At 70.5% G+C, this 19,211-nt stretch carries 19 protein-coding genes; 10 read left to right on the forward strand and 9 right to left on the reverse strand.

The features are described 5' to 3' along the window. Positions 1–110: 110 nt before the first annotated feature. Genes CGQ25_RS07465 through CGQ25_RS07480 form a run of 4 tightly spaced genes read right to left on the reverse strand, consistent with a single transcriptional unit; the run spans position 111 to position 2,156 of the window. Positions 111–593 (reverse strand): YbaK/EbsC family protein, encoded by a 483-nt coding sequence (locus tag CGQ25_RS07465; RefSeq protein WP_208712500.1) that lies wholly within the window; start codon positions 591–593, stop codon positions 111–113. Next, on the reverse strand, positions 590–1,453 hold the full coding sequence (locus tag CGQ25_RS07470) for an SURF1 family protein (protein ID WP_208712501.1): 864 nt from the start codon (positions 1,451–1,453) through the stop codon (positions 590–592). Before CGQ25_RS07470 ends, CGQ25_RS07465 begins: the two co-directional genes overlap by 4 nt. Continuing rightward, positions 1,453–1,677: an acetone carboxylase gene (locus CGQ25_RS07475; RefSeq protein WP_208712967.1), complete on the reverse strand. Its 225-nt coding sequence runs from the start codon at positions 1,675–1,677 to the stop codon at positions 1,453–1,455. The genes CGQ25_RS07470 and CGQ25_RS07475 overlap by 1 nt, the downstream gene beginning before the upstream one ends. A gap of 11 nt (positions 1,678–1,688) precedes the next feature. Next, positions 1,689–2,156, reverse strand: coding sequence for a DUF3099 domain-containing protein (locus CGQ25_RS07480; RefSeq protein ID WP_208712502.1), 468 nt, complete (start codon positions 2,154–2,156; stop codon positions 1,689–1,691). A gap of 132 nt (positions 2,157–2,288) precedes the next feature. Here CGQ25_RS07480 and CGQ25_RS07485 point away from each other — a divergent pair, with 132 nt between their 5' ends. Continuing rightward, on the forward strand, positions 2,289–3,014 hold the full coding sequence (locus CGQ25_RS07485; RefSeq protein ID WP_208712503.1) for a beta-ketoacyl-ACP reductase: 726 nt from the start codon (positions 2,289–2,291) through the stop codon (positions 3,012–3,014). A 56-nt stretch (positions 3,015–3,070) separates the two neighbouring features. Beyond that, positions 3,071–3,814: an SDR family oxidoreductase gene (locus CGQ25_RS07490; protein ID WP_208712504.1), complete on the forward strand. Its 744-nt coding sequence runs from the start codon at positions 3,071–3,073 to the stop codon at positions 3,812–3,814. A 101-nt stretch (positions 3,815–3,915) separates the two neighbouring features. Here CGQ25_RS07490 and serB read toward each other — a convergent pair whose 3' ends face one another. Next, complete coding sequence (gene serB, locus CGQ25_RS07495) at positions 3,916–4,791, reverse strand: phosphoserine phosphatase SerB (protein WP_208712505.1); 876 nt, start codon at positions 4,789–4,791, stop codon at positions 3,916–3,918. Between the two features lie 69 nt (positions 4,792–4,860). Here serB and CGQ25_RS07500 point away from each other — a divergent pair, with 69 nt between their 5' ends. Genes CGQ25_RS07500 through CGQ25_RS07510 form a run of 3 tightly spaced genes read left to right on the forward strand, consistent with a single transcriptional unit; the run spans position 4,861 to position 7,371 of the window. After that, positions 4,861–5,676, forward strand: coding sequence for an ABC transporter ATP-binding protein (locus CGQ25_RS07500; protein WP_208712506.1), 816 nt, complete (start codon positions 4,861–4,863; stop codon positions 5,674–5,676). A 1-nt stretch (position 5,677) separates the two neighbouring features. After that, complete coding sequence (locus tag CGQ25_RS07505) at positions 5,678–6,475, forward strand: sulfite exporter TauE/SafE family protein (RefSeq protein ID WP_208712507.1); 798 nt, start codon at positions 5,678–5,680, stop codon at positions 6,473–6,475. A 23-nt stretch (positions 6,476–6,498) separates the two neighbouring features. Beyond that, on the forward strand, positions 6,499–7,371 hold the full coding sequence (locus CGQ25_RS07510) for an RNA methyltransferase (protein ID WP_208712508.1): 873 nt from the start codon (positions 6,499–6,501) through the stop codon (positions 7,369–7,371). On the opposite strand, the gene CGQ25_RS07515 is transcribed toward CGQ25_RS07510, so the two are convergent. Then, complete coding sequence (locus CGQ25_RS07515; protein WP_208712509.1) at positions 7,345–8,385, reverse strand: AAA family ATPase; 1,041 nt, start codon at positions 8,383–8,385, stop codon at positions 7,345–7,347. The two genes, CGQ25_RS07510 and CGQ25_RS07515, sit on opposite strands and share 27 nt — an antisense overlap. Before the next feature lie 120 nt (positions 8,386–8,505). Here CGQ25_RS07515 and CGQ25_RS07520 point away from each other — a divergent pair, with 120 nt between their 5' ends. Beyond that, positions 8,506–8,763: a type B 50S ribosomal protein L31 gene (locus tag CGQ25_RS07520; protein ID WP_208712510.1), complete on the forward strand. Its 258-nt coding sequence runs from the start codon at positions 8,506–8,508 to the stop codon at positions 8,761–8,763. Between the two features lie 106 nt (positions 8,764–8,869). After that, positions 8,870–9,928 carry a biotin/lipoate A/B protein ligase family protein gene (locus tag CGQ25_RS07525; RefSeq protein ID WP_255405650.1) on the forward strand — a complete coding sequence of 353 codons (1,059 nt, stop codon included), beginning with the start codon at positions 8,870–8,872 and terminating at the stop codon, positions 9,926–9,928. 49 nt (positions 9,929–9,977) lie between these two features. Here CGQ25_RS07525 and pepN read toward each other — a convergent pair whose 3' ends face one another. Continuing rightward, complete coding sequence (gene pepN, locus CGQ25_RS07530) at positions 9,978–12,590, reverse strand: aminopeptidase N (protein WP_208712511.1); 2,613 nt, start codon at positions 12,588–12,590, stop codon at positions 9,978–9,980. Between the two features lie 91 nt (positions 12,591–12,681). Here pepN and CGQ25_RS07535 point away from each other — a divergent pair, with 91 nt between their 5' ends. From CGQ25_RS07535 to CGQ25_RS07545, 3 genes are all read left to right on the forward strand, one after another. Next, on the forward strand, positions 12,682–14,241 hold the full coding sequence (locus CGQ25_RS07535) for a circularly permuted type 2 ATP-grasp protein (protein ID WP_208712512.1): 1,560 nt from the start codon (positions 12,682–12,684) through the stop codon (positions 14,239–14,241). 63 nt (positions 14,242–14,304) lie between these two features. Then, the gene (locus CGQ25_RS07540) at positions 14,305–15,231 is read left to right on the forward strand and encodes an alpha-E domain-containing protein (protein ID WP_208712513.1); all 927 of its coding nucleotides are present in this window, start codon (positions 14,305–14,307) and stop codon (positions 15,229–15,231) included. Next, on the forward strand, positions 15,228–16,079 hold the full coding sequence (locus CGQ25_RS07545; protein WP_208712514.1) for a transglutaminase family protein: 852 nt from the start codon (positions 15,228–15,230) through the stop codon (positions 16,077–16,079). Before CGQ25_RS07540 ends, CGQ25_RS07545 begins: the two co-directional genes overlap by 4 nt. Before the next feature lie 52 nt (positions 16,080–16,131). Here CGQ25_RS07545 and CGQ25_RS07550 read toward each other — a convergent pair whose 3' ends face one another. Both CGQ25_RS07550 and CGQ25_RS07555 read right to left on the reverse strand, forming a co-directional pair. Next, positions 16,132–17,595, reverse strand: a complete 1,464-nt coding sequence (locus CGQ25_RS07550) for an SDR family NAD(P)-dependent oxidoreductase (protein ID WP_208712515.1) — start codon at positions 17,593–17,595, stop codon at positions 16,132–16,134. Positions 17,596–17,676: 81 nt separating this feature from the next. After that, on the reverse strand, positions 17,677–19,056 hold the full coding sequence (locus CGQ25_RS07555; protein ID WP_369802306.1) for a glucose-1-phosphate adenylyltransferase: 1,380 nt from the start codon (positions 19,054–19,056) through the stop codon (positions 17,677–17,679). Positions 19,057–19,211 lie beyond the last annotated feature (155 nt).

A 19,211-nucleotide genomic window follows, 5' to 3' on the forward strand; every position in this document is an offset into this window, starting at 1 on the left:
GGCGCCTGAGCGGAGGCAATCCGGCGGTTGAGCGGAGGAAATCCGGCGCCTGAGCGGAGGCAATCCGGCGGTTGAGCGGAGGCAATCCGGCGGTTGAGCGGAGTCGAAACCTACCGCACCGCGAGCTCCTCGGCTCCGGTGACCCGGGCGAGGTCCGCGTAGCTGATCGACAGCATCGAGAGGTGGTCCCCGGCGCCCGCCCACAGGAGCGGGTGGGCCGCGAGGTGGACGTCGAGGAGCGTGCGGAGGCGTTCGGGATGCCCGACCGGCGCCACCCCGCCCACGCGCTGGCCCGTGTGCTCGAGCACGAACTCGGGCGCAGCGCGGCGCACCTTCCCGCCCAGCCGGCGCGAGAGCAGCTTCGTGTCCACGCGCGCGGCACCGGAGGCGAGGATGAGGAGCGGCGCGCCGTCGACCTCGAACACGAGGCTGTTCGCGATCGCGCCGACTTCGCACCCGAGCACGCCGGCGGCGGCCACCGCGGTGGGGACGGCGTCGTCGAACGTGACGACCGTGTCCGCGAGCCCCGCCGCCGTCAGGGCGGCCCGGACCCGCGCAACGGCGGAGGGGTCGCTGTGCGGGGCGTCGCTCACCGGTAGCCCTGCGCGTCGAGGATGGCGTCCTCCTCTTCCTCCGCCGTGGGGCCGCGGCGCCGCTTCCGCGGCGGTGCGGGGGCGGCGTCGTGCGCATCCTCGCCGGACCGCGCGGCGTCCGCGGCCCTGTCGATCGCGTCATTGCGGGCCTGCTGGCGCGCCGCGTACCCGAAGCCGATGAACATCAGCACCGCGAAGGCGAGCCACTGGAGGGCATACGAGAGGTGCATGCCCTCGTCGGGCTGGGGCTTGGGCAGCGGGGCGGGGGTCTGGGCGGCCGCCGGCGTCTCGCTCGCCAGCTGCCCGTAGGCGCCGGTCAGGACCGGGTAGGGGAGCTGCTGGGCGTAGGCCGGCAGGTCGATGGAGGCGAGCTGGCCCTCCGGCGCGCCGCGGTCGAGGGTCGGCTCGCTCGGGCGCACTCGCACGACGACGGTCACGTCCCCGGCCGGGGGCGCGGGCACAACGTCGGGGCGCCCGGCCTCGCTGTTGCCGATCGGCAGCCAGCCGCGGTCCACGATGACGGCCTGTCCGGAGGCGAGCCGGAAGGGCACGACCACCTCGTAGCCCGGCTGCCCGGCGTTGGGCCGGTTGCGGACCACGCGGGTCTGCTCGACGTCGTAGGAACCGCGCAGTTCCACCTGCATCCACTCGCGCTGGGGATCCAGCGCGGCGAATTGGCCAGCCGCCTGGGCGAACGGGACGGGCGCGGCGTCGTAGTTGCGCGTGACCAGGTCGATGTTGGCCTTGGCCTCGTCGAGGCGTGCCATCTGCCACCGGCTCAGCAGCACGCAGGCGATGGCGAAGAGGATGGCGAGGCCCAGGTAGGTGAGCCAGCGCCGGGAGATCAGGAAACGGTACATCAGCTGGCGGCCTCCGTCAGCGGCAGGGTTTCACGCCACAGGAGGCGCTGCCGGAGGTAGTCCTCGAGCCACGCGCGGTGCTCGTCGCAGGCGAGCCAGGTCTTGCGGCGTTCCGGGGTGTGGATCTTGGGGTTGTTCCAGAGCAGGCGCCAGGCCGCGTCGCTGCGGCAGCCCTTGCGGGAGCACACTGGGGTCTCCGGGGTCCCTGCTGGGTCCGGGATCATGTCCAGCAGGTTCACGCGGCCCCTCCAGCCGCAGACGACCGGCCACCGCCACCCTCGCCGTCGGCGTCACCCGGCGCCTGGTCGCCTGGCGCCTCGTCGACGGTCTCGCCGGCGATGGTCTCGGAACCCGGATCCGCAGGCTGCCAGGAGCCGGTGCCCAGTTCGGCGATCGGGACGGAATCGTACAGATCGCTCTCGAACGTCTCCGCCTTGGTCTGGGCGTTCGCGATCACGACCGCGACCCACGGGAGGAACACGGCGCCCGCGACGGCGATCAGCTTGAACCAGCCGTCCAGGAAGAACAGCGCGATGATGCACACCATGCGGATGCCCATCGCCAGCGAGTAGCGGACCATGCGCTGGTGCATGTCGACGCTGTGCCCGGGCGCGGCGGTCGTGATGCTGTGCACCACGGCATCGTCGATGCCCTGCGGCTGGCCCTCGGCCCGGCCGGTGCGGCCCTCAGATTCTTTCGTCATCACACTCCCAAGCACCCTCTATTGTCCCACCGCTGCCGCGGGCGGTCCAAGCGGGGTGGCCAGCCGCTAGGATGCAGCGTGAACCGGCGCCGTCGAGCGGCGCCTCCCATCCACTTCTTCCCAAGGAGCACTGTGAGCCCGGAAGCAACCTCCCCGCGCAGCGTCCTCGTCACCGGCGGCAACCGCGGCATCGGCCTCGCGATCGCCAAGGCGTTCCTCGCCAACGGGGACAAGGTCGCCGTCACCTACCGGACGCCGACGGACCTTCCCGAGGGCGTCCTCGGCGTCCAGGCCGACGTCACCGACGAGGCGTCGATCGACGCCGCGTTCAAGGCGGTCGAGGAGGCGAACGGCCCTGTCGAGGTGCTCGTGGCGAACGCCGGCATCACGAAGGACACCCTCCTGCTGCGGATGAGCGAGGACGACTTCACCTCCGTCCTGGACACCAACCTGACGGGCGCCTTCCGGGTCGTCAAGCGCGCCGCCAAGGGCATGATCCGCCTCCGCAAGGGGCGCGTGATCCTCATCTCGTCCGTCTCGGGCCTCTACGGCGCGCCGGGGCAGATCAACTACTCGGCGTCGAAGGCCGGCCTCGTGGGCCTCGCCCGCTCGTACTCGCGTGAGCTCGGCTCCCGCGGCATCACCGCCAACGTCGTCGCGCCGGGCTTCATCAACACGGACATGACGGCCGAGCTGCCCGAGGAGACGCAGAAGGACTACCTCTCGCGCGTCCCCGCGGGACGCTTCGCCGAGGCCGAGGAGGTGGCGAACGTGGTCCGCTGGGTCGCGAGCGACGAGGCCGCGTACATCACGGGGGCCGTCATCCCGGTCGACGGCGGCCTCGGCATGGGACACTGACGGCCAGCCCGTCGGCGAATCAGACACAGACGAACTCAGACACAAAGGGAACGCGCATGGGACTTCTGGACAACAAGACGGCGATCGTGACGGGGTCGTCGAGGGGGATCGGGGCCGCCACGGCGAAGATCCTCGCGGGCGAGGGCGCCGCCGTCGTCGTGAACTACCGGCAGAAGGCGCCGCGCGCCAACAAGGTCGTGGCCGAGATCGAGGCGGCCGGCGGCCGCGCGACCGCCGTCGGCGGCGACCTTACCAACCCGTCGGATGTCGACGCGCTCGCGCAGGCCGCTGTGGACACCTTCGGCTCCCTCGACGTCCTCGTGCTCAACGCCTCTGGCGGCATGGAGTCGGGCCTCGGCGAGGACTACGCGCTCAAGCTCAACCGCGACGCCCAGGTCTCGATGCTCAAGGCCGCTGCCGAGCGCATGGAGCCCGGCTCGCGCGTGGTGTTCGTCACGAGCCACCAGGCGCACTTCATCGACTCCGTGGACACGATGGACGCGTACGAGCCCGTGGCCCGGTCCAAGCGCGCCGGCGAGACCGCCCTGCGCGAGCTGGTCCCGTGGCTCGAGGAGAAGGGCATCACGTTCGTCGTCGTCTCGGGGGACATGATCGAGGGCACCATCACGGCGACGCTCCTCGAGCGCGCGGCGCCGGGCGCCATCGCCTCCCGCCGCGAGGCCGCAGGGAAGCTCTACTCGGTCGAGGAGTTCGCTGCCGAGGTCGCCAAGATGGTGACGGCCGACGTCCCGACCGGCCATACCGAGTACGTCGGCGGGGCCGAGCACTTCCAGGCCTGATCAGGGACCCCGCAAGAATGCGGCAGAGACCCCGCAACCATGAGCATGGTTGCGGGGTCTCTGCCGTTCGGTTGCGGGGTCCCTGGCATCCCCTCGCGGGGTCACACCCCCGCGAGGTGGCGCACCACGTCGAGGTAGGGGATGTCGACGGCGGCGTCGGCCGCTGCCCGGACCTTCGGCTTGGCGTTGTACGCGACCCCGAGGCCGGCCGCGCCGAGCATGTCGAGGTCGTTGGCGCCGTCGCCCACCGCGATGCAGTGCTCGAGCGGGATGGCGTGCTCGGCGGCCCACGTGCGCAGCATCCGTTCCTTCACGGCGCGGTCCACGATCTCCCCGAGGACCCGGCCCGTGAGCTTCCCGTCCACGACCTCGAGGTCGTTGGCCCGGGCATGGTCGAGCCCGAGCGCCTCCGCGAGCGGATCGAGGATCTGGGTGAACCCCCCGGAGACCACGCACACCACATGCCCGGCGGCGTGGAAGGCCCTGATGAGCTCGTCCGCTCCGAGGGAGAGCGCGACGGCGCCGCGCACCTTGTCGATGACCTCCGCCGGCAGCCCCGCGAGGGTCTCGACACGGGCCACGAGGCTCTGGGCGAAGTCCAGCTCGCCGCGCATCGCGGCCTCGGTGACGGCGGTGACCTCCTCGCGCTTGCCGGCGTAGTCGGCCAGGAGCTCGATGACCTCCTGCTGGATGAGGGTCGAGTCGACGTCCATGATGAGCAGCTTCCGCTCCGCGGAGAGCAGGCTGGCCGGGATCAGGCCGGCGCCGGCGCGCAGGCCCGCCAGCGCCTCGCGCGCCTCGGTGAGCCGGGCGTCGTCGAGCTCCACCGGGGCCGTCATGATCTCGTAGCGGCCGTCGCCGGAGGCCTCGAAAGGCCCGACGGCGGCGCCGGCGCCTTCGAGGGCCCGGGTCGCCGCGTCGGCGTCCTCGGGGGAGAGCGAGAGGGCATGCAGTACGGCGGCGAAGGAGGAAGGCATAGTTCAGGATTCTAGCCAGCGGGGCGATGGTTCGCGGCGGGCGAACTTTCTGCACTAGGGTCAGAAGTCATGAGCAATGTACTCCAGCTGTCCGGGGTCAGCGTCGTCCGGGGGCGGAAGACGCTGCTGGGCGGCATCGACTGGCAGGTGCGCGAAGGGGAGCGCTGGGTTGTCCTGGGACCGAACGGGGCGGGGAAGACCACGCTCCTCCAGCTGGCCGCGGCGCGCATGCATCCCACGCGCGGAACCGTCGGCATCCTGGACGAGACCCTCGGCAAGGTCGACGTCTTCGAGCTCCGGCCCCGCATCGGCCTGGCCTCCGCAGCCCTGGCCAACCAGATCCCCGAGGACGAGAAGGTCCTCAACGTCGTCGTGACCGCTGCCTACGGCGTGACCGGCCGCTGGAACGAGGAGTACGAGAAGGACGACGAGCGCCGCGCCTTCCGCCTCCTGAACGAGTGGGGCATGGGCCCGCTCTTGGGCCGCGTGTTCGCGTCGCTGTCCGAGGGCGAGCGCAAGCGCGTGCAGATCGCCCGGGCGCTCATGACGGACCCCGAGCTCCTCCTCCTCGACGAGCCCGGCGCCGGCCTCGACCTCGCGGGGCGCGAAGAGCTCGTGCAGCGGCTCTCGGAGCTCGCGTCCGACGACGACGCTCCCGCCCTCGTGCTCGTCACGCACCACCTCGAGGAGGTGCCGCCGGGCTTCACTCACGCGCTCCTGCTGCGCGACGGTGGCGTGGTCGCCTCAGGCCCGATCACCTCGACCCTGACCGAGGCGAACCTGAGCGAGACCTTCGGCATGCCCCTGAACGTCGTCTCACGGGACGGCCGCTACACGGCCACCGCGAAGGACGGCGCGATCTCGGCCGCCGCCTCGGCGTCCTGACGTGGAGTTCTGGCGCGAAGCGCTCGTCTTCCTCGGGGGCCTGTGGGCCGGGACGATCAACACGATCGTCGGTTCCGGCTCCCTCGTGACGTTCCCCATCCTCGTGGCCCTCGGCTACAGCCCCGTGAACTCGATCATCTCGAATGCGATGGGTCTGGTGGCCGGGGGCTTCTCGGGGGCGTACGGGTACCGGCGCGAGGCGGTGAGCGCGAAGCGGACGCTGCTGCGGCTCCTCCCGGCCTCGCTCGTGGGCGGCCTCGTGGGCGCGTTCCTGCTCCTGCACCTGCCCGAGACGGTCTTCGGCATCGTGGCCCCGATCCTGATCGTGATCGCGATCTTCCTGGTCATCTTCCAGCCCCGCCTGTCGGCGTGGGCGAAGGCGAGGCAGTCGCTCGAGCACATCACGCCGGAGGAGGCGGACCACCAGAAGGTCCCGATGATCCTCTACGTGCTGACGTTCCTCATCGGCGTGTACGGGGGCTACTTCACGGCCGCGCAGGGCGTCCTCCTCATGGGCGTCCTCGGGATCTTCTTCCACGGCACCCTCCAGCAGTCGAACGCGATCAAGGTCGTCCTGAGCCTCGTCGTGAACCTGGTCGCGGCGGTCGCCTACCTGCTGTTCGCGTTCGACCGGATCAACTGGCTCGTCGTGCTGCTGATCGCGGTCGGCTCCACGATCGGCGGCTTCCTCGGCGCTGGAATCGGCCGGCGCATGAAGCCCGGGGTGCTGCGGGTCGTCATCGTGCTCCTCGGCGTGATGGCGCTGATCAACATGGTCAGCAAGCTGGTCAACGGCTGAGCGCCGTCACGGTCCGAGCATCCATGGCAGAGTCTTCGCAGATCGTCCGGCTGGCCTCCGCGGACGACCCGCGCGTGGCCGACTACACCCAGCTCACCGACGTGCACCTGCGCAAGGTGCGCGAGCCCGCGGAGGGCCTCTACATCGCCGAATCGTCGCGGGTGCTGCGGAGGGCGCTCGCGGCGGGCCACCGGCCACGCTCGTTCTTCCTCGCCGAGAAATGGCTCGAGGGCCTCGCCGACGTCCTCGCGGAGCACCCGGACGTTCCCGCGTTCGTCGGCCCGCCCGAGCTCCTCGAGGAGATCACCGGCTTCCACCTGCACCGCGGCGCGATGGCCGCAATGCACCGGCCCGCCCCGGTGCCCGTCGCCGAGCTGCTCGCCGGAGCCCGTCGGGAACCGGGCGCCGATCCTGAGACAGGACGTTCGAGGATCGCGGTGCTTGAGAACCTGACCGATCATACGAACGTGGGCGCGGTCTTCCGAAGCGCCGCAGCGATCGGCGTCGACGCGGTCCTGGTGACGCCGCAGTGCGCCGATCCGCTCTACCGCCGCTCGATCCGCGTGTCGATGGGCACGGTGTTCCAGGTGCCGTGGACGCGGATCGAGTCGTGGCCCGAGGACGTCGGGCTGCTGAAGGAGGCGGGGTACGTGGTGGCGGGGATGACGCTGGGGGAGGGGGCGATCACGCTCGACGAGCTGGTCGCCGAGGACCATGAGAACCTCGCCCTGGTCTTCGGCACCGAGGGTGAAGGACTGACAACGGAGACGGACCGGGTGCTCGACCGGCGGGTCACCATCCCGATGATGAACGGCGTCGACTCGCTCAACGTCGCGGCGTCGTCGGCTGTTGCCTTCTACGCGACGCGGTCAGGCCAGCCAGCGCCACCAGCGTGACTGCTCCGGCTCCGGCGTCGGTTCCGGCTCCGGCTCCGGTTGCTCGCCCAAGGCAAGCGCGGCCTCGACGATGTCGTCCGCGGTGAGCGTCATGACAGCCTCGCGATCGAGCGCGTCGAGGCTCTGTCCCTCGTCGAGCGACAGCCGCAGCGCCTGACGGTTGAGCGCCTGCTCGAACAGCGTGCGTGCGAACCGGGCGTTGCCGGAGTCCTCGTCGGTATGGAGCCCGGCGAGGATGCGGCGCAGCATCTGGTCCGCGCCCGGCTCCAGCGTGTACTCGTGCTGCGCCAGCATCTGGTGGAAGATCGTCTGAAGTTCGTCGACCGAGTAGTCGGGGAAGGTGATCTCGCGGGCGAAGCGGGAGCGCAGTCCGGGGTTCGAGAGCAGGAAGGACTCCATCAGCCGCGGATACCCGGCCACAATCACGACCAGACGGTGACGGTGGTCCTCCATCCGCTTGAGCAGGACTTCGATCGCCTCGGGGCCGAAGTCCGTGCGGCCGTCCTCCGGGGCCAGCGCGTAGGCCTCGTCGATGAACAGGACGCCGTCCAGCGCGCGCCGGATCACCCGGTCCGTCTTGATGGCCGTCGCGCCGACGTACTGCCCCACGAGGCCCGAGCGGTCAACCTCGACCAGGTGGCCTTTCTGCAGCAGGCCGACCGCGCGGTACATCTCGGCCAGGAGTCGCGCTACGGTGGTCTTTCCCGTGCCGGGGTTTCCAAGGAACACCAGATGCTGTGATGTGGCCACTTCCGGCAGGCCGTGCGCCTTGCGGCGGGCCTGGACCTGGAGCAGGGCGACGAGGGCCCGGACCTGTTCCTTCACAGTCTCCAGTCCGACCAGCGCGTCGAGTTCGGCCTGCACCTCGGACAGCGGCCTGGCGGGCCCGGGCCTCGTACCGATGAGATCGCCGACCAGGTCGTCCACGCGCTCCGAGCCGGGCAGCTTGAGCTGATCGGCCAGCCGGCCGATGGTTTCGCGCAGGTCGTCGAGCGGATGGCGGCTGGAAGCCATGCATCCACTGTAGTACTCGAGGCCGGCGGAGCTGGTAGCATTGACTGCTGGCCCTCCAATCGGGAGGGCGTTCACACCTGGCCTCTGGCAAAATCCAGGGGCATAAGCAAAGGGCCTATTGTGAAGTCTGATATCCACCCGTCGTACGAGTACGTGGTCTTCAACGACCTCGCCTCCGGCAAGAAGTTCCTCACGCGCTCCACGGTCTCCTCGGACAAGACCATCGAGTGGGAGGACGGCAAGACCTACCCCGTCATCGACGTCGAGGTCTCCTCCGAGTCGCACCCGTTCTACACGGGCAAGCAGCGCATCATGGACTCGGCTGGCCGTGTCGAGCGCTTCAACGCCCGCTTCAAGAACTTCGGCAAGAAGGCCTGACCCAGGCCCTGCCGCTCGAAGGCGCTGTCCCGCACCGGGGCGGCGCCTTTGCCGTCTGCGGACCAAGCGGCCCGGTCTGGGCAGTCGGCAGGTCTAGTCTTGAGCCGTGGCTGAACATCACGGCGAATACAAGGTGCCCGGGGGAAAGCTCGTGGTCGCGGACCTCATGACCGAGGACGGCGAGATCGCCGCGGCGAGCATCAACGGGGACTTCTTCCTCGAACCCGACGAGGCCCTCGCAGACATCAACGGCGCACTCGTCGGCCTGTCGGTGCTCGCCCCGAACACGGCGATCAGCGCCGCCGTGGCCGACGCCGTGGGCCCCACCACGGTGATGTTCGGGTTCGACGCCGATGCTGTCGCCGTCGCCGTGCGACGCGCCCTCGGCCATGCGACCACATGGGCCGACCACGACTGGGAGGTCATCCCTCCCAGCACCCTCTCCATCACCGAGAATGTCGCCCTCGACGAGGTGCTCACCCGGGAGGTCGGCGAGGGGCGGCGCAACCCGACGCTGCGGCTGTGGGACTGGGACGAGCGCGCCGTGGTGATCGGCAGCTTCCAGTCCTACCGGAACGAGGTGGACCCGGAGGGCGTCGCGCGCCACGGCGTCACGGTGGTCCGGCGGATCTCCGGCGGCGGCGCGATGTTCATGGAGGCCGGGAACTGCATCACCTACTCCCTGTACCTCCCGGCGTCCCTCGTCGACGGGCTCTCCTTCGCCGACTCCTACCCCTTCCTCGACGCGTGGGTCATGGAGGCCCTCGCGTCCGTGGGCGTCAAGGCGTTCTACAAGCCCCTGAACGACATCGCGACCGAGGCCGGCAAGATCGGCGGGGCCGCGCAGAAGCGGCTCGCCAACGGCGGCCTCCTCCACCACGTCACCATGAGCTATGACATCGACGCCGAGAAGATGACCGAGGTCCTGCGGATCGGGCGCGAGAAGATCTCCGACAAGGGCATCGCGAGCGCCAAGAAGCGCGTGGACCCGCTCAAGCGCCAGACCGGCCTCGCGCGCGAGGACCTCTTCGAAGCCATGATGTCCACGTTCGAGGCGCGCTACGGCGCCCGGCGGGTGGCGCTGTCCCAGGAGTCGCTCGCCGACGCAAGGGCCCTCGCGGAGCGCAAGTTCGCCACCCGCGAGTGGCTCCACCGAGTGCCCTAGGCGTGTGAGGCGCCCAGCACCCTCAGCGTGGCCGACCTGCGGTTCCTCCTCAGCCGCGCCGCGAGCAATACTGCGCGCTCAGTGACCGGTGCAGGTGGTCCCGCGCCTCGACGACGAGCCTGCGGAGCGCGGCCGGGGCGTGGGCGTTCTCGTCGAGCCACGCGTCGGTGCGCGTCAGCACCGGGTCCTCGTCGGGAAGCTGGTCCACCGCGAGCACCGCGTCGGCAGGGAAGAGGCCTCGCACGAGCCGGGTGGCGATCTCCTGCGAGCGGTCTGCCCACAGCCCGGTGAGGGAGGCGAAATAGCGCTCCGTGAAGTGCTGGCGGAGGGCCGCCGGTCCCGCCATGAAGCCCTCGACTGTGGCGCTCAGCAGCTCGTTGGTGAGGCCCTCGCCCTCGACCGCCGCCATCCAAGCCGCTTCCTTGACCTTCGGGTCCGGACGGGCCGCCATGGCGAGCGCATGGCCCACGCGCCCTTTGGCCGTGCGGTCGCGGCTGAGCTCGGCGTCGAGCTCCGCGGCTCCTGCCTGGCTCTGCGCCGCGAGCGCCTGCCACAGCGGCCACCGAAGGTCCTGGTCGACGACGAGGCCCGGCACCTGCTCACCGCCGGTCAGGAGGCCGCGCACGAGGCCGAGCTGCCCGCCCCCGTACCGGCTCCCGGCCGCGAGCGCACGCGCCCACGCGAGCTGCTGGTCCGAGCCCGGCGCGGCCGCCCGGAGCTCGCAAGCCATCGCAGCGAGGTACTTCTCGCGGAGCTCGGGCCGGCCCTCGCCGTGCGTGTACCTCTCGATCGCGGTGCGGGCGTTGTCCAGCACCGTCAGCTGCACCCCCACGGTCGTCTCCGCGCCGGCAAAGCGCTCGACGGCGCGCACGTACTCGCGCGCGGGAGCCTCGGCGTCGCGGGCGGCGTGCCACAGGGCCGTCCAGCACAGGGCGCGGGCCAAGGGGTCGTCGAGGTCGCCCAGCGACGCGCGCACCGTCTGCTCGGACGCAGGGTCCAGGCGAACCTTCGCGTAGGTGAGGTCCTCGTCATTGACCAGGACCAGCTCTGGGACCGGCTGGCCCACGAGCTCCGGCACCTCGGTGAGTGCGCCGGTGACCTCGACGTCGGCCGACGCCGTGCGCACGAGGCGGCCCGCGGCGTCGTGCGCGTAGAGCCCCACCCGGAGCCGGTGGGGGCGCAGCGCCTCGCGCCCGGTCACGGGGTCCACAGCGGTCTGCCGGACGACCACGCGGGCCAGCGTGTCGCCGTCGTGCTCCGCCACCGGCTCCAGGACACTCAGCCCGGACGTCTGCAGCCACCGCTCCGCCCACTCGCGCAGCGAGCGGCCCGAGGCCTCCTCGAGGGCCGCGAGCAGGTCCGTCAGGCTCGTGTTCCCGTAGGCGTGCGCCCGGAAGTACGAGCGCGCCGCGTCGAAGAAGACGTCCTCGCCCACGTAGGCGACGAGCTGCTTGAGGACCGAGGCCCCCTTCGCGTAGGTGATGCCGTCGAAGTTCTGCTCGGCGGCCTCGAGGTCCGGGATGTCGGCGACGATGGGATGCGTGGTGGGCAGCTGGTCCTGGACGTACGCCCACGCCTTGCGCCGGTTCGCGAAGTTCACCCACGCCGTCCGCCAGTCGGTGGCCCGGTCCACGGCGAAGGTCCCCATGAAGTCCGCGAACGACTCCTTGAGCCAGAGGTCGTCCCACCAGCGCATCGTCACGAGGTCGCCGAACCACATGTGCGCCATCTCGTGCAGGAGCGTGTTCGCGCGGGCCTCGTACTGGGAATCGGCGGCGCGGGAGGTGAAGACGTACTGCTCGGTGAAGGTCACGAGGCCGGGGTTCTCCATTGCCCCGAGGTTGTACTCGGGGACGAACGCCTGCTCGTACTTGCCCCAGGGGTATCCCGGCGTGAAGACGGAATGGTAGAAGTCGAGGCCGCGCTTGGTCAGGTCGAAGACGCGGTCCGCGTCGAAGGTGGCTGCGAGCGACGCGCGGCAGTAGGCCGCGAGCGGGATGGTGAGCCGCTCGCCGTCGCGCGTCGTGCCCGTCCATTCGTCGGTCGCGCGGTGGTAGGGACCGGCGACGACGGCGGCGAGGTAGGTCGACATCCGCTCGGTGGGGGAGAAGTCCCAGCGCACGACGCCGGCGTCCCCGCCGGCCGCGCCGACTGCGGCGAGGGCGCCGTTCGCGCTCACGTGCCACCCCTCGGGGGCGAGGACCGTGAAGGCGATGGTCGCCTTGAGGTCGGGCTGCTCGAAGTTCACGAAGTACCTGCGGGCGTCGGCGGGCTCGCACTGGGTGTAGAGGTACGTCTTCCCGTCGGCGGGGTCGGTGAACCGGTGGAGGCCCTCGCCGGAGCGCGAGTAGCGGCCCAGCGCCGTCACCTCGAGCCGGTTCTCGGCCTCCAGACCCGCCAGCCGGAGCCGCGCGCTGTCGTACACCATGGCCTCGTCGAGGAGGCGCCCGTTGAGCCGGACCTCGGTCACCGCCTCGCCCAGGAAGTCCGCGAACGTCTCCGCCCCCGGTTCGGCGCTGAAGCGGATCACGCTCGTGGTGCCGAACGACGTCGCGGAGGGGTCCTCAGCATCGCTGACATCGAGCGTGACGTGGTACGAGTCGACCGAGATCACGCGGGCCCGGGCGGCGGCTTCCTCACGGCGCAGGTTCTGGGTGTGCACGCGGCCATTCAACCACGGTGCCCCGACACTCCACGGGCTCGGGGAGGGCCCCGTTATGCGTCAGCGGGGGATAGGTGAAAAGCTGTCCCCTATGTCGGATCTCTTCGAGGACTACTCCGTCGCCGCCGCCCGTACTGGCGCGTACGACGAGATGTTCGCCCCAGACCAGGTGGCGCGCCCCAGCTACCGCCAGCTCGCGGAGGCGCTGGACGGCCTGGACCTGACCGACGTGAGCTCCCGCGCCGACTCGATGGCGCGGACCTTCCTTGACCGGGGCGTCACGTTCGACTTCGCCGGGGAGGAGCGCCCGTTCCCCCTGGACATCGTGCCGCGGGTCATCTCCGCCGCGGAGTGGGCGGTGCTCGAGAAGGGGGTCGCGCAGCGGGTCAGGGCCCTCGAGGCGTTCCTCAACGACGTCTACTCCAAGATGGCCGTCGTGGCGGACGGCGTCGTGCCCCGCCGCCTCATCACCACGAGCCAGCACTTCCATCGCCAGGTCCACGGCTTCGAGCCGGCCGGCGGCGTGCGCGTGCACATCTCGGGCATCGACGTCGTGCGCGACGCCGCCGGGACGTTCCGCGTGCTCGAGGACAACGTGCGCGTGCCCTCCGGCGTGAGCTACGTCCTCGAGAACCGGCGCGCCATGGCGAAGGGCCTGCCCGAGGCGTTCAGCCAGCAGCCCATCCGCCCCGTCGAGGAGTACCCCCGCCGCCTCCTCTCGGCCCTCCGCAAGACCGCGCCCGCCGGCGTCGATGAGCCCACCGTCGTGGTGCTCACCCCGGGCGTCTTCAACTCGGCCTACTTCGAGCACACGCTCCTGGCCGGCCTCATGGGCGTCGAGCTGGTCGAGGGACGCGACCTCATCTGCCGCGGGAACCGGGTCTACATGCGCACGACGGCGGGCGAGCAGCGCGTCGACGTCATCTACAAGAGGATCGACGACGACTTCCTCGACCCCCTGCAGTTCCGCTCCGACTCCATGCTCGGCTGCCCCGGCCTGGTCAACGCGGCGCGTGCGGGCGGGGTGACGATCGCCAACGCCGTGGGCAACGGCGTCGCGGACGACAAGCTGGTCTACTCGTACGTCCCCGACCTGATCCGGTACTACCTCGGCGAGGATCCGATCGTGGCCAACGTGGACACGTACCGGCTCGAGGAGGACGAGGCGCGCGAGGAGGTCCTGGACCGGCTCGACGAGCTCGTGGTCAAGCCCGTCGACGGCTCCGGCGGCAAGGGCCTCGTGATCGGCCCCGACGCGACCCGCGAGGAGCTCGACACCCTCCGCCGCCGCGTCATCGCCGACCCGCGCGGCTGGATCGCCCAGCCGGTCCTGCAGCTCTCCACGGTTCCCACCCTGTCCGGGGACAAGTTCGGGCCCAGGCACGTGGACCTGCGCCCCTTCGCCCTCAACGACGGCGACGACGTGTGGGTCCTCCCCGGGGGCCTCACCCGGGTGGCGCTCAAGGAGGGCTCCCTCATCGTCAACTCGAGCCAGGGCGGCGGGTCCAAGGACACCTGGGTGCTCGCGCAGTCGGCCGACGTCCCGGTGGAGGCCGAGCCGCGCCATTCGATCAGCATCCGCGAGCGCACGAGCGTCTGGCCCGTCGAGAGCAATTGGCGCGACCGCCAGGCGGAGCAGCAGCAGCAGTGAGCGCGCCCGCCCAGGCGAGCCGTCGCCGTCGTCCGTCTGTCCCCCCAACGTCTGGAGGCCGACTTGCTCAGCCGCATCGCTGAATCCCTGTTCTGGATCGGCCGCTACGTGGAGCGTGCCGACGGGACCGCCCGCATCCTCGACGTGCACCTCGAGCGGCTCAACCACCTGCCGCCCTCTGAGCAGCACAGCGTCGCCCAGGAGCTGCTCGGCGTCATGGGCGCGCGCCCCGACAAGGAGGACTTCGGGCTCACCGAGCTGCTGCACGCGCTCGCGTACGACCGCTCGAACGCGACGTCGATCGCCGGGTCCCTCGGCGCCGCGCGCGAGAACGCGCGCCGGGCCCGCGAGACCGTGTCATCGAGCCTGTGGGAGTGCCTCAACACGACCTACTACGGGCTGAGCCAGCACCGCAAGGATGTCGTGGGCACGTACAGGTTCTGCAACTGGGTCCTCGAGCGCACCGCCATGGTGCGCGGCCTCGCGGACACGACGATGAGCCACGATGAGGGCTGGCTGTTCATGCTTCTGGGACGCTCCCTCGAGCGGGCGGACATGACCGCGCGCATGCTCTCCACCCGCGAGGTGCACACGGCGGGCATGTCGTGGGTGAACATGCTCCGCTGCGCGGGCGCGTACGAGTCCTTCCTCCGCACGCGCCGAGCGGCCTTCGACGAGCGGCGCGCGGCGGAGTTCCTGCTCATGGACCGGCTCTTCCCGCGGTCGATCGTGTACGCGCTCCGCGACGCCGACGAGGCGCTGGCCAAGCTCGACCCGTCCGACACGCGGGTGGGCTTCATCAACGACGCACGAAGGATCGTGGGGCAGGCCCGCACGTTCCTCGAGTTCCACCGGACGGACGACCTCATGGTCGAGCTCCCCGAGCACATGGAGCGGGTGCAGAAGGCGGTGGCCCAGACCTCCGACGCGGTCTCGCGCAAGTACTTCAACAAGGCCGACGAGCAGGCCTGGGTGGGAGAGGTTTCATGACCCGGCTGAGGATCCTGCACCGCACTGCGTACCGCTACAACCAGCGGGTCACGCTCTCGTACAACGAGGCGCGCATGACCCCCCTGACGGAGCCGCAGCAGGTGGTGCTCGAATCGCAGGTCAGGGTGGCGCCGTCGCAGGCGGCCATCAGCTCCTACAAGGACTACTGGGGCAGCCGGGTCACGGCCTTCGACATGCAGATTCCGCACGAGTACCTCGAGGTCGTCTCCTCGACCACCGTCGAGGTGCACCGGGTCGAGCGGGTCCCGGTGGAGGGCGACATCGTGTCGTGGGACCGGCTCCGCAGCGCCGAGGTCGAGAACCAGTTCAGCGACTGGCTGCCTCAGTCACGGCTTTCCGGCCCGGGGACCGAGGTGCTCGGCATTGTGCCCGGGCTCGTCGAGGGGCTCGACCCGAACCAGGCCGCCCACGCCGTGTTCGACTGGATGCGCGGCGAGATGCGGTATATGCCCGGCTCCACCGGTGTCACGACCGACGCCGAGCAGGCCTGGAACCAGCGCCAGGGAGTCTGCCAGGACCTGGCACACCTCGCCATCGGATCGCTGCGCAGCCTGGGCATCCCGGCCCGCTACATCTCGGGGTACCTCCACCCGCGGTCGACGGCGGGCATCGGCGAGGCGGTCGCGGGCCAGTCGCACGCGTGGCTCGAGTGGTGGGACGGCGAGTGGCGCTCATGGGACCCGACCAACCACAAGCCAGCGGGGGACTTCCATGTGACCGTGGCGCGCGGGCGAGACTACCGGGACGTGCCGCCGCTGAAGGGCATCCTGTCCGGCGGGGGTGGGTCGCACCTCGACGTCTCGGTGGAGATCACGCGCCTCGCCTGATTGCGGGGTCCCGTCCCGGGACGGGACCCCGCAACCGAGGGGGAGAGCTACATCACCAGGGGCTGGGCTTGTAGTCCTTCAGGAACACGCCGTAGAGGTCGGTGCCAGCCTCGCCCATGACGATCGGGTCGTACACGCGCGCCGCCCCGTCCACGAGGTCCAGCGGCGCGTGGAACCCTTCGTCGGCGAGCCGGACCTTCGTGTAGTGCGGCCGCTCGTCGGTGATCCACCCCGTGTCCACGGCCGTCATGAGGATGCGGTCAGTCTCGAACATCTCGCCGGCGCTCGTGCGGGTCATCATGTTCAGCGAGGCCTTCGCCATGTTCGTGTGCGGGTGCCCCGGGCCCTTGTACTTCCGCCCGAACTGCCCCTCCATCGCGGACACGTTGACCACGTACTTCCGCCTCGCGGTCGAGCGCCGCATGGCCTCCCGCAGCCGCGAGACGAGCAGGAACGGCGCCGTGACGTTGCAGAGCTGGACCTCGAGCATCTCGAGAGGATCCACCTGGTCCACGACCTGCGTCCACGAATTGATGGTGGCCAGGTCCGGCACGAGGCCGCCGGCGTCGATCGCCGTCCCAGCCTCGATCCGCTCCAGGGACGCAGAGCCGGTCGAGAGCGCGAGCGCCGTCACCGCGTCCCCGGCGAGCGCCGGATGCGCCGACACAGAGCTCGCGATCGAGAGTGGGTGCTTGTCGTGCGCATGCCCGAACGTCAGCAGCTCAGGGCCGCCGTTGCCCGGCAGCAGCGCGGCCGGAAGCGGCTCGGACTCCGCGTCCACGAGAGGGGCGTAGGCGTTCCCGGACCGCCGCACCGTCTGGGCGGCGTTGTTGATGATGATGTCGAGCGGGCCCTCGGCGTCGAGCGCGTCCGTGAGCGAGATGACCTGCGACGGGTCGCGCAGGTCGATGCCCACGATGGTGAGCCGGTCGAGCCACTCGGCCGAGTCCTCCATCGCGGCGAAGCGCCGCGCGGCGTCCTTCGGGAACCGCGTGGTGATGGTCGTGTGCGCGCCGTCGCGCAGGAGCCGCAGGGCGATGTACATGCCGATCTTGGCCCGCCCGCCGGTCAGGAGGGCCCGCCGTCCGGTGAGGTCCGTGCGCGCGTCCCTCTTGGCGTGGCTCATCGCCGCGCACTCGGGGCAGAGCTGGTGGTAGAACGCGTCGACCTGCGTGTAGTGCTGCTTGCAGATGTAGCAGGGGCGCGAGCGGATGAGATGGCCTGCGACGGCCCCGGTTGCAGAGGGCTTGAGCTTGTTGCCGCGGGTCTCGTCGTCGATCCGGTCCGGAGCGGCCGTGGCGGTCTGCGCAATGACGGCCTTGTCCGCTTCCGCGATCGCATCCCGCTTCTGGGTGCGGGTGAACCGCCGGTGGGCCTTGAACATCTTGCCCGTCGCTCGGCGCACCGCGACGTAGTCGGGGTGCTCCTCGTCGTACGTGTGGATCGTGCCGAGGACCTTGAGGGCCGCCTGGATCTCCTCAGGGGTCAGTTCGGCGGGCGTTTCGGGGGAGCTCATGGCTTCCAATTCTACCGGCGCGCACGACGGCGCGGGGCCGGGTACTCCCGGCCCCGCGCCATCCGCTGGTGCCCGGTGGGGTCAGCCTGCCGCGCCGTCCGCGGACGACGGCGAGCCGCCGCCGTCGTCAGCCGCTCCGCTGGGGTTCCGTGCCGCAGCGGCTGCATGGACCTCCTGGATCCGCTCCACCACCTCCGGGATATCGGCGGCGGCCTCCTCGAGGGCGGCAGGCACCTTGGCGGACCAGGCGGCGGCCAGCCTGCGCTCGTCCTCGGCGGGCTCCGGGACGATCTGGCCCTTGGAGAGCACGGTGATCCCGGACTCGGTGACCTCGAAGCCGCGCATCCTGTCGAGCTTCGCATCGACACCGATGGTGGCCCCGGCGGGAACGACGACGTTCTTGTCCAGGATCGCCCGGTGGATCACCGCCCCCGCGCCGACCTGCACGCAGTCCATGAGCACCGAGTCGAGGACGCGGGCCGCCGTGTTGACCCGCACGTCGTGGGACAGCACGGACCCCTCGACGACCGCGCCCGAGATGACCACGCCGCTGGCGACGATGGAGTCGAGCGCGGTCCCGACGGTCCCGCCCTCGCCGCGGACGAACTTCGCGGGCGGCGAGATGCTCTGCCGCGTGTAGATGGGCCACTCCGAGTTGTACAGGTTGAAGACCGGCAGCGGGGAGATGAGGTCCATGTGGGCGTCGTAGAACGAGTCGAGCGTGCCCACGTCGCGCCAGTAGGTGCGGTCGCGTTCGGTCGAGCCCGGGATCTCGTTCTTCGTGAAGTCGTAGACGCCGGCCTCCCCGCGGCCGACGAAGTAGGGCACGATGTCCCCGCCCATGTCGTGCTTCGTGTCGAGCCGCTCGGCGTCCCGCTTGAGCGCCTCGACCAGGGCGTCGGCGTCGAACACGTAGTTGCCCATCGAGGCGAGGAACGCGTCGGGGTCGTCCGGGAGACCAGGCGTGGTGGCGGGCTTCTCGACGAAGGCGGCGATCTTGGCGGGGTCGGCGTCGTCGGTCTCGATCACGCCGAACTGGTTCGCCATGTTCAGCGGCTGGCGGACCGCGGCGACGGTGGCCTTCGCCCCGGAGGCGATGTGAGCCTCGACCATCTGGTCGAAGTCCATGCGGTACACGTGGTCCGCGCCGACCACGACGACGATGTCGGGCTGGTCGTCGTGGATGAGGTTGAGGGACTGGTAGATGGCGTTGGCCGAGCCGAGGAACCAGCTCTTGCCGATGCGCTGCTGGGCGGGCACCGAGGCGACATAGTTCTGGAGGAGGGTCGAGAGGCGCCAGGTCTCGGAGATGTGCTTGTCGAGGCTGTGCGACTTGTACTGGGTCAGCACGACAATGCGCCGATAGCCCGAGTTGACCAAGTTGGACAGCGCGAAGTCGATGAGGCGGTATCCGCCAGCGAACGGCACCGCGGGCTTGGCCCGGTCCGCCGTCAGGGGCATCAGGCGCTTCCCTTCACCGCCCGCGAGGACGATCGCCAATACCTTTTTAGGTGCCACTGCGCAACCCCCGTTTTCCCGTCATTCCGCCTTGCAGGCGACTGCCCGTCCCGACCGGGACGGCGTCTCCTTCACACTAGATCACGTTCGGATGACGG

The sequence above is a fragment of the Sinomonas sp. R1AF57 genome (assembly GCF_002224485.1).
In the GTDB taxonomy this organism is placed as follows: domain Bacteria; phylum Actinomycetota; class Actinomycetes; order Actinomycetales; family Micrococcaceae; genus Sinomonas; species Sinomonas flava.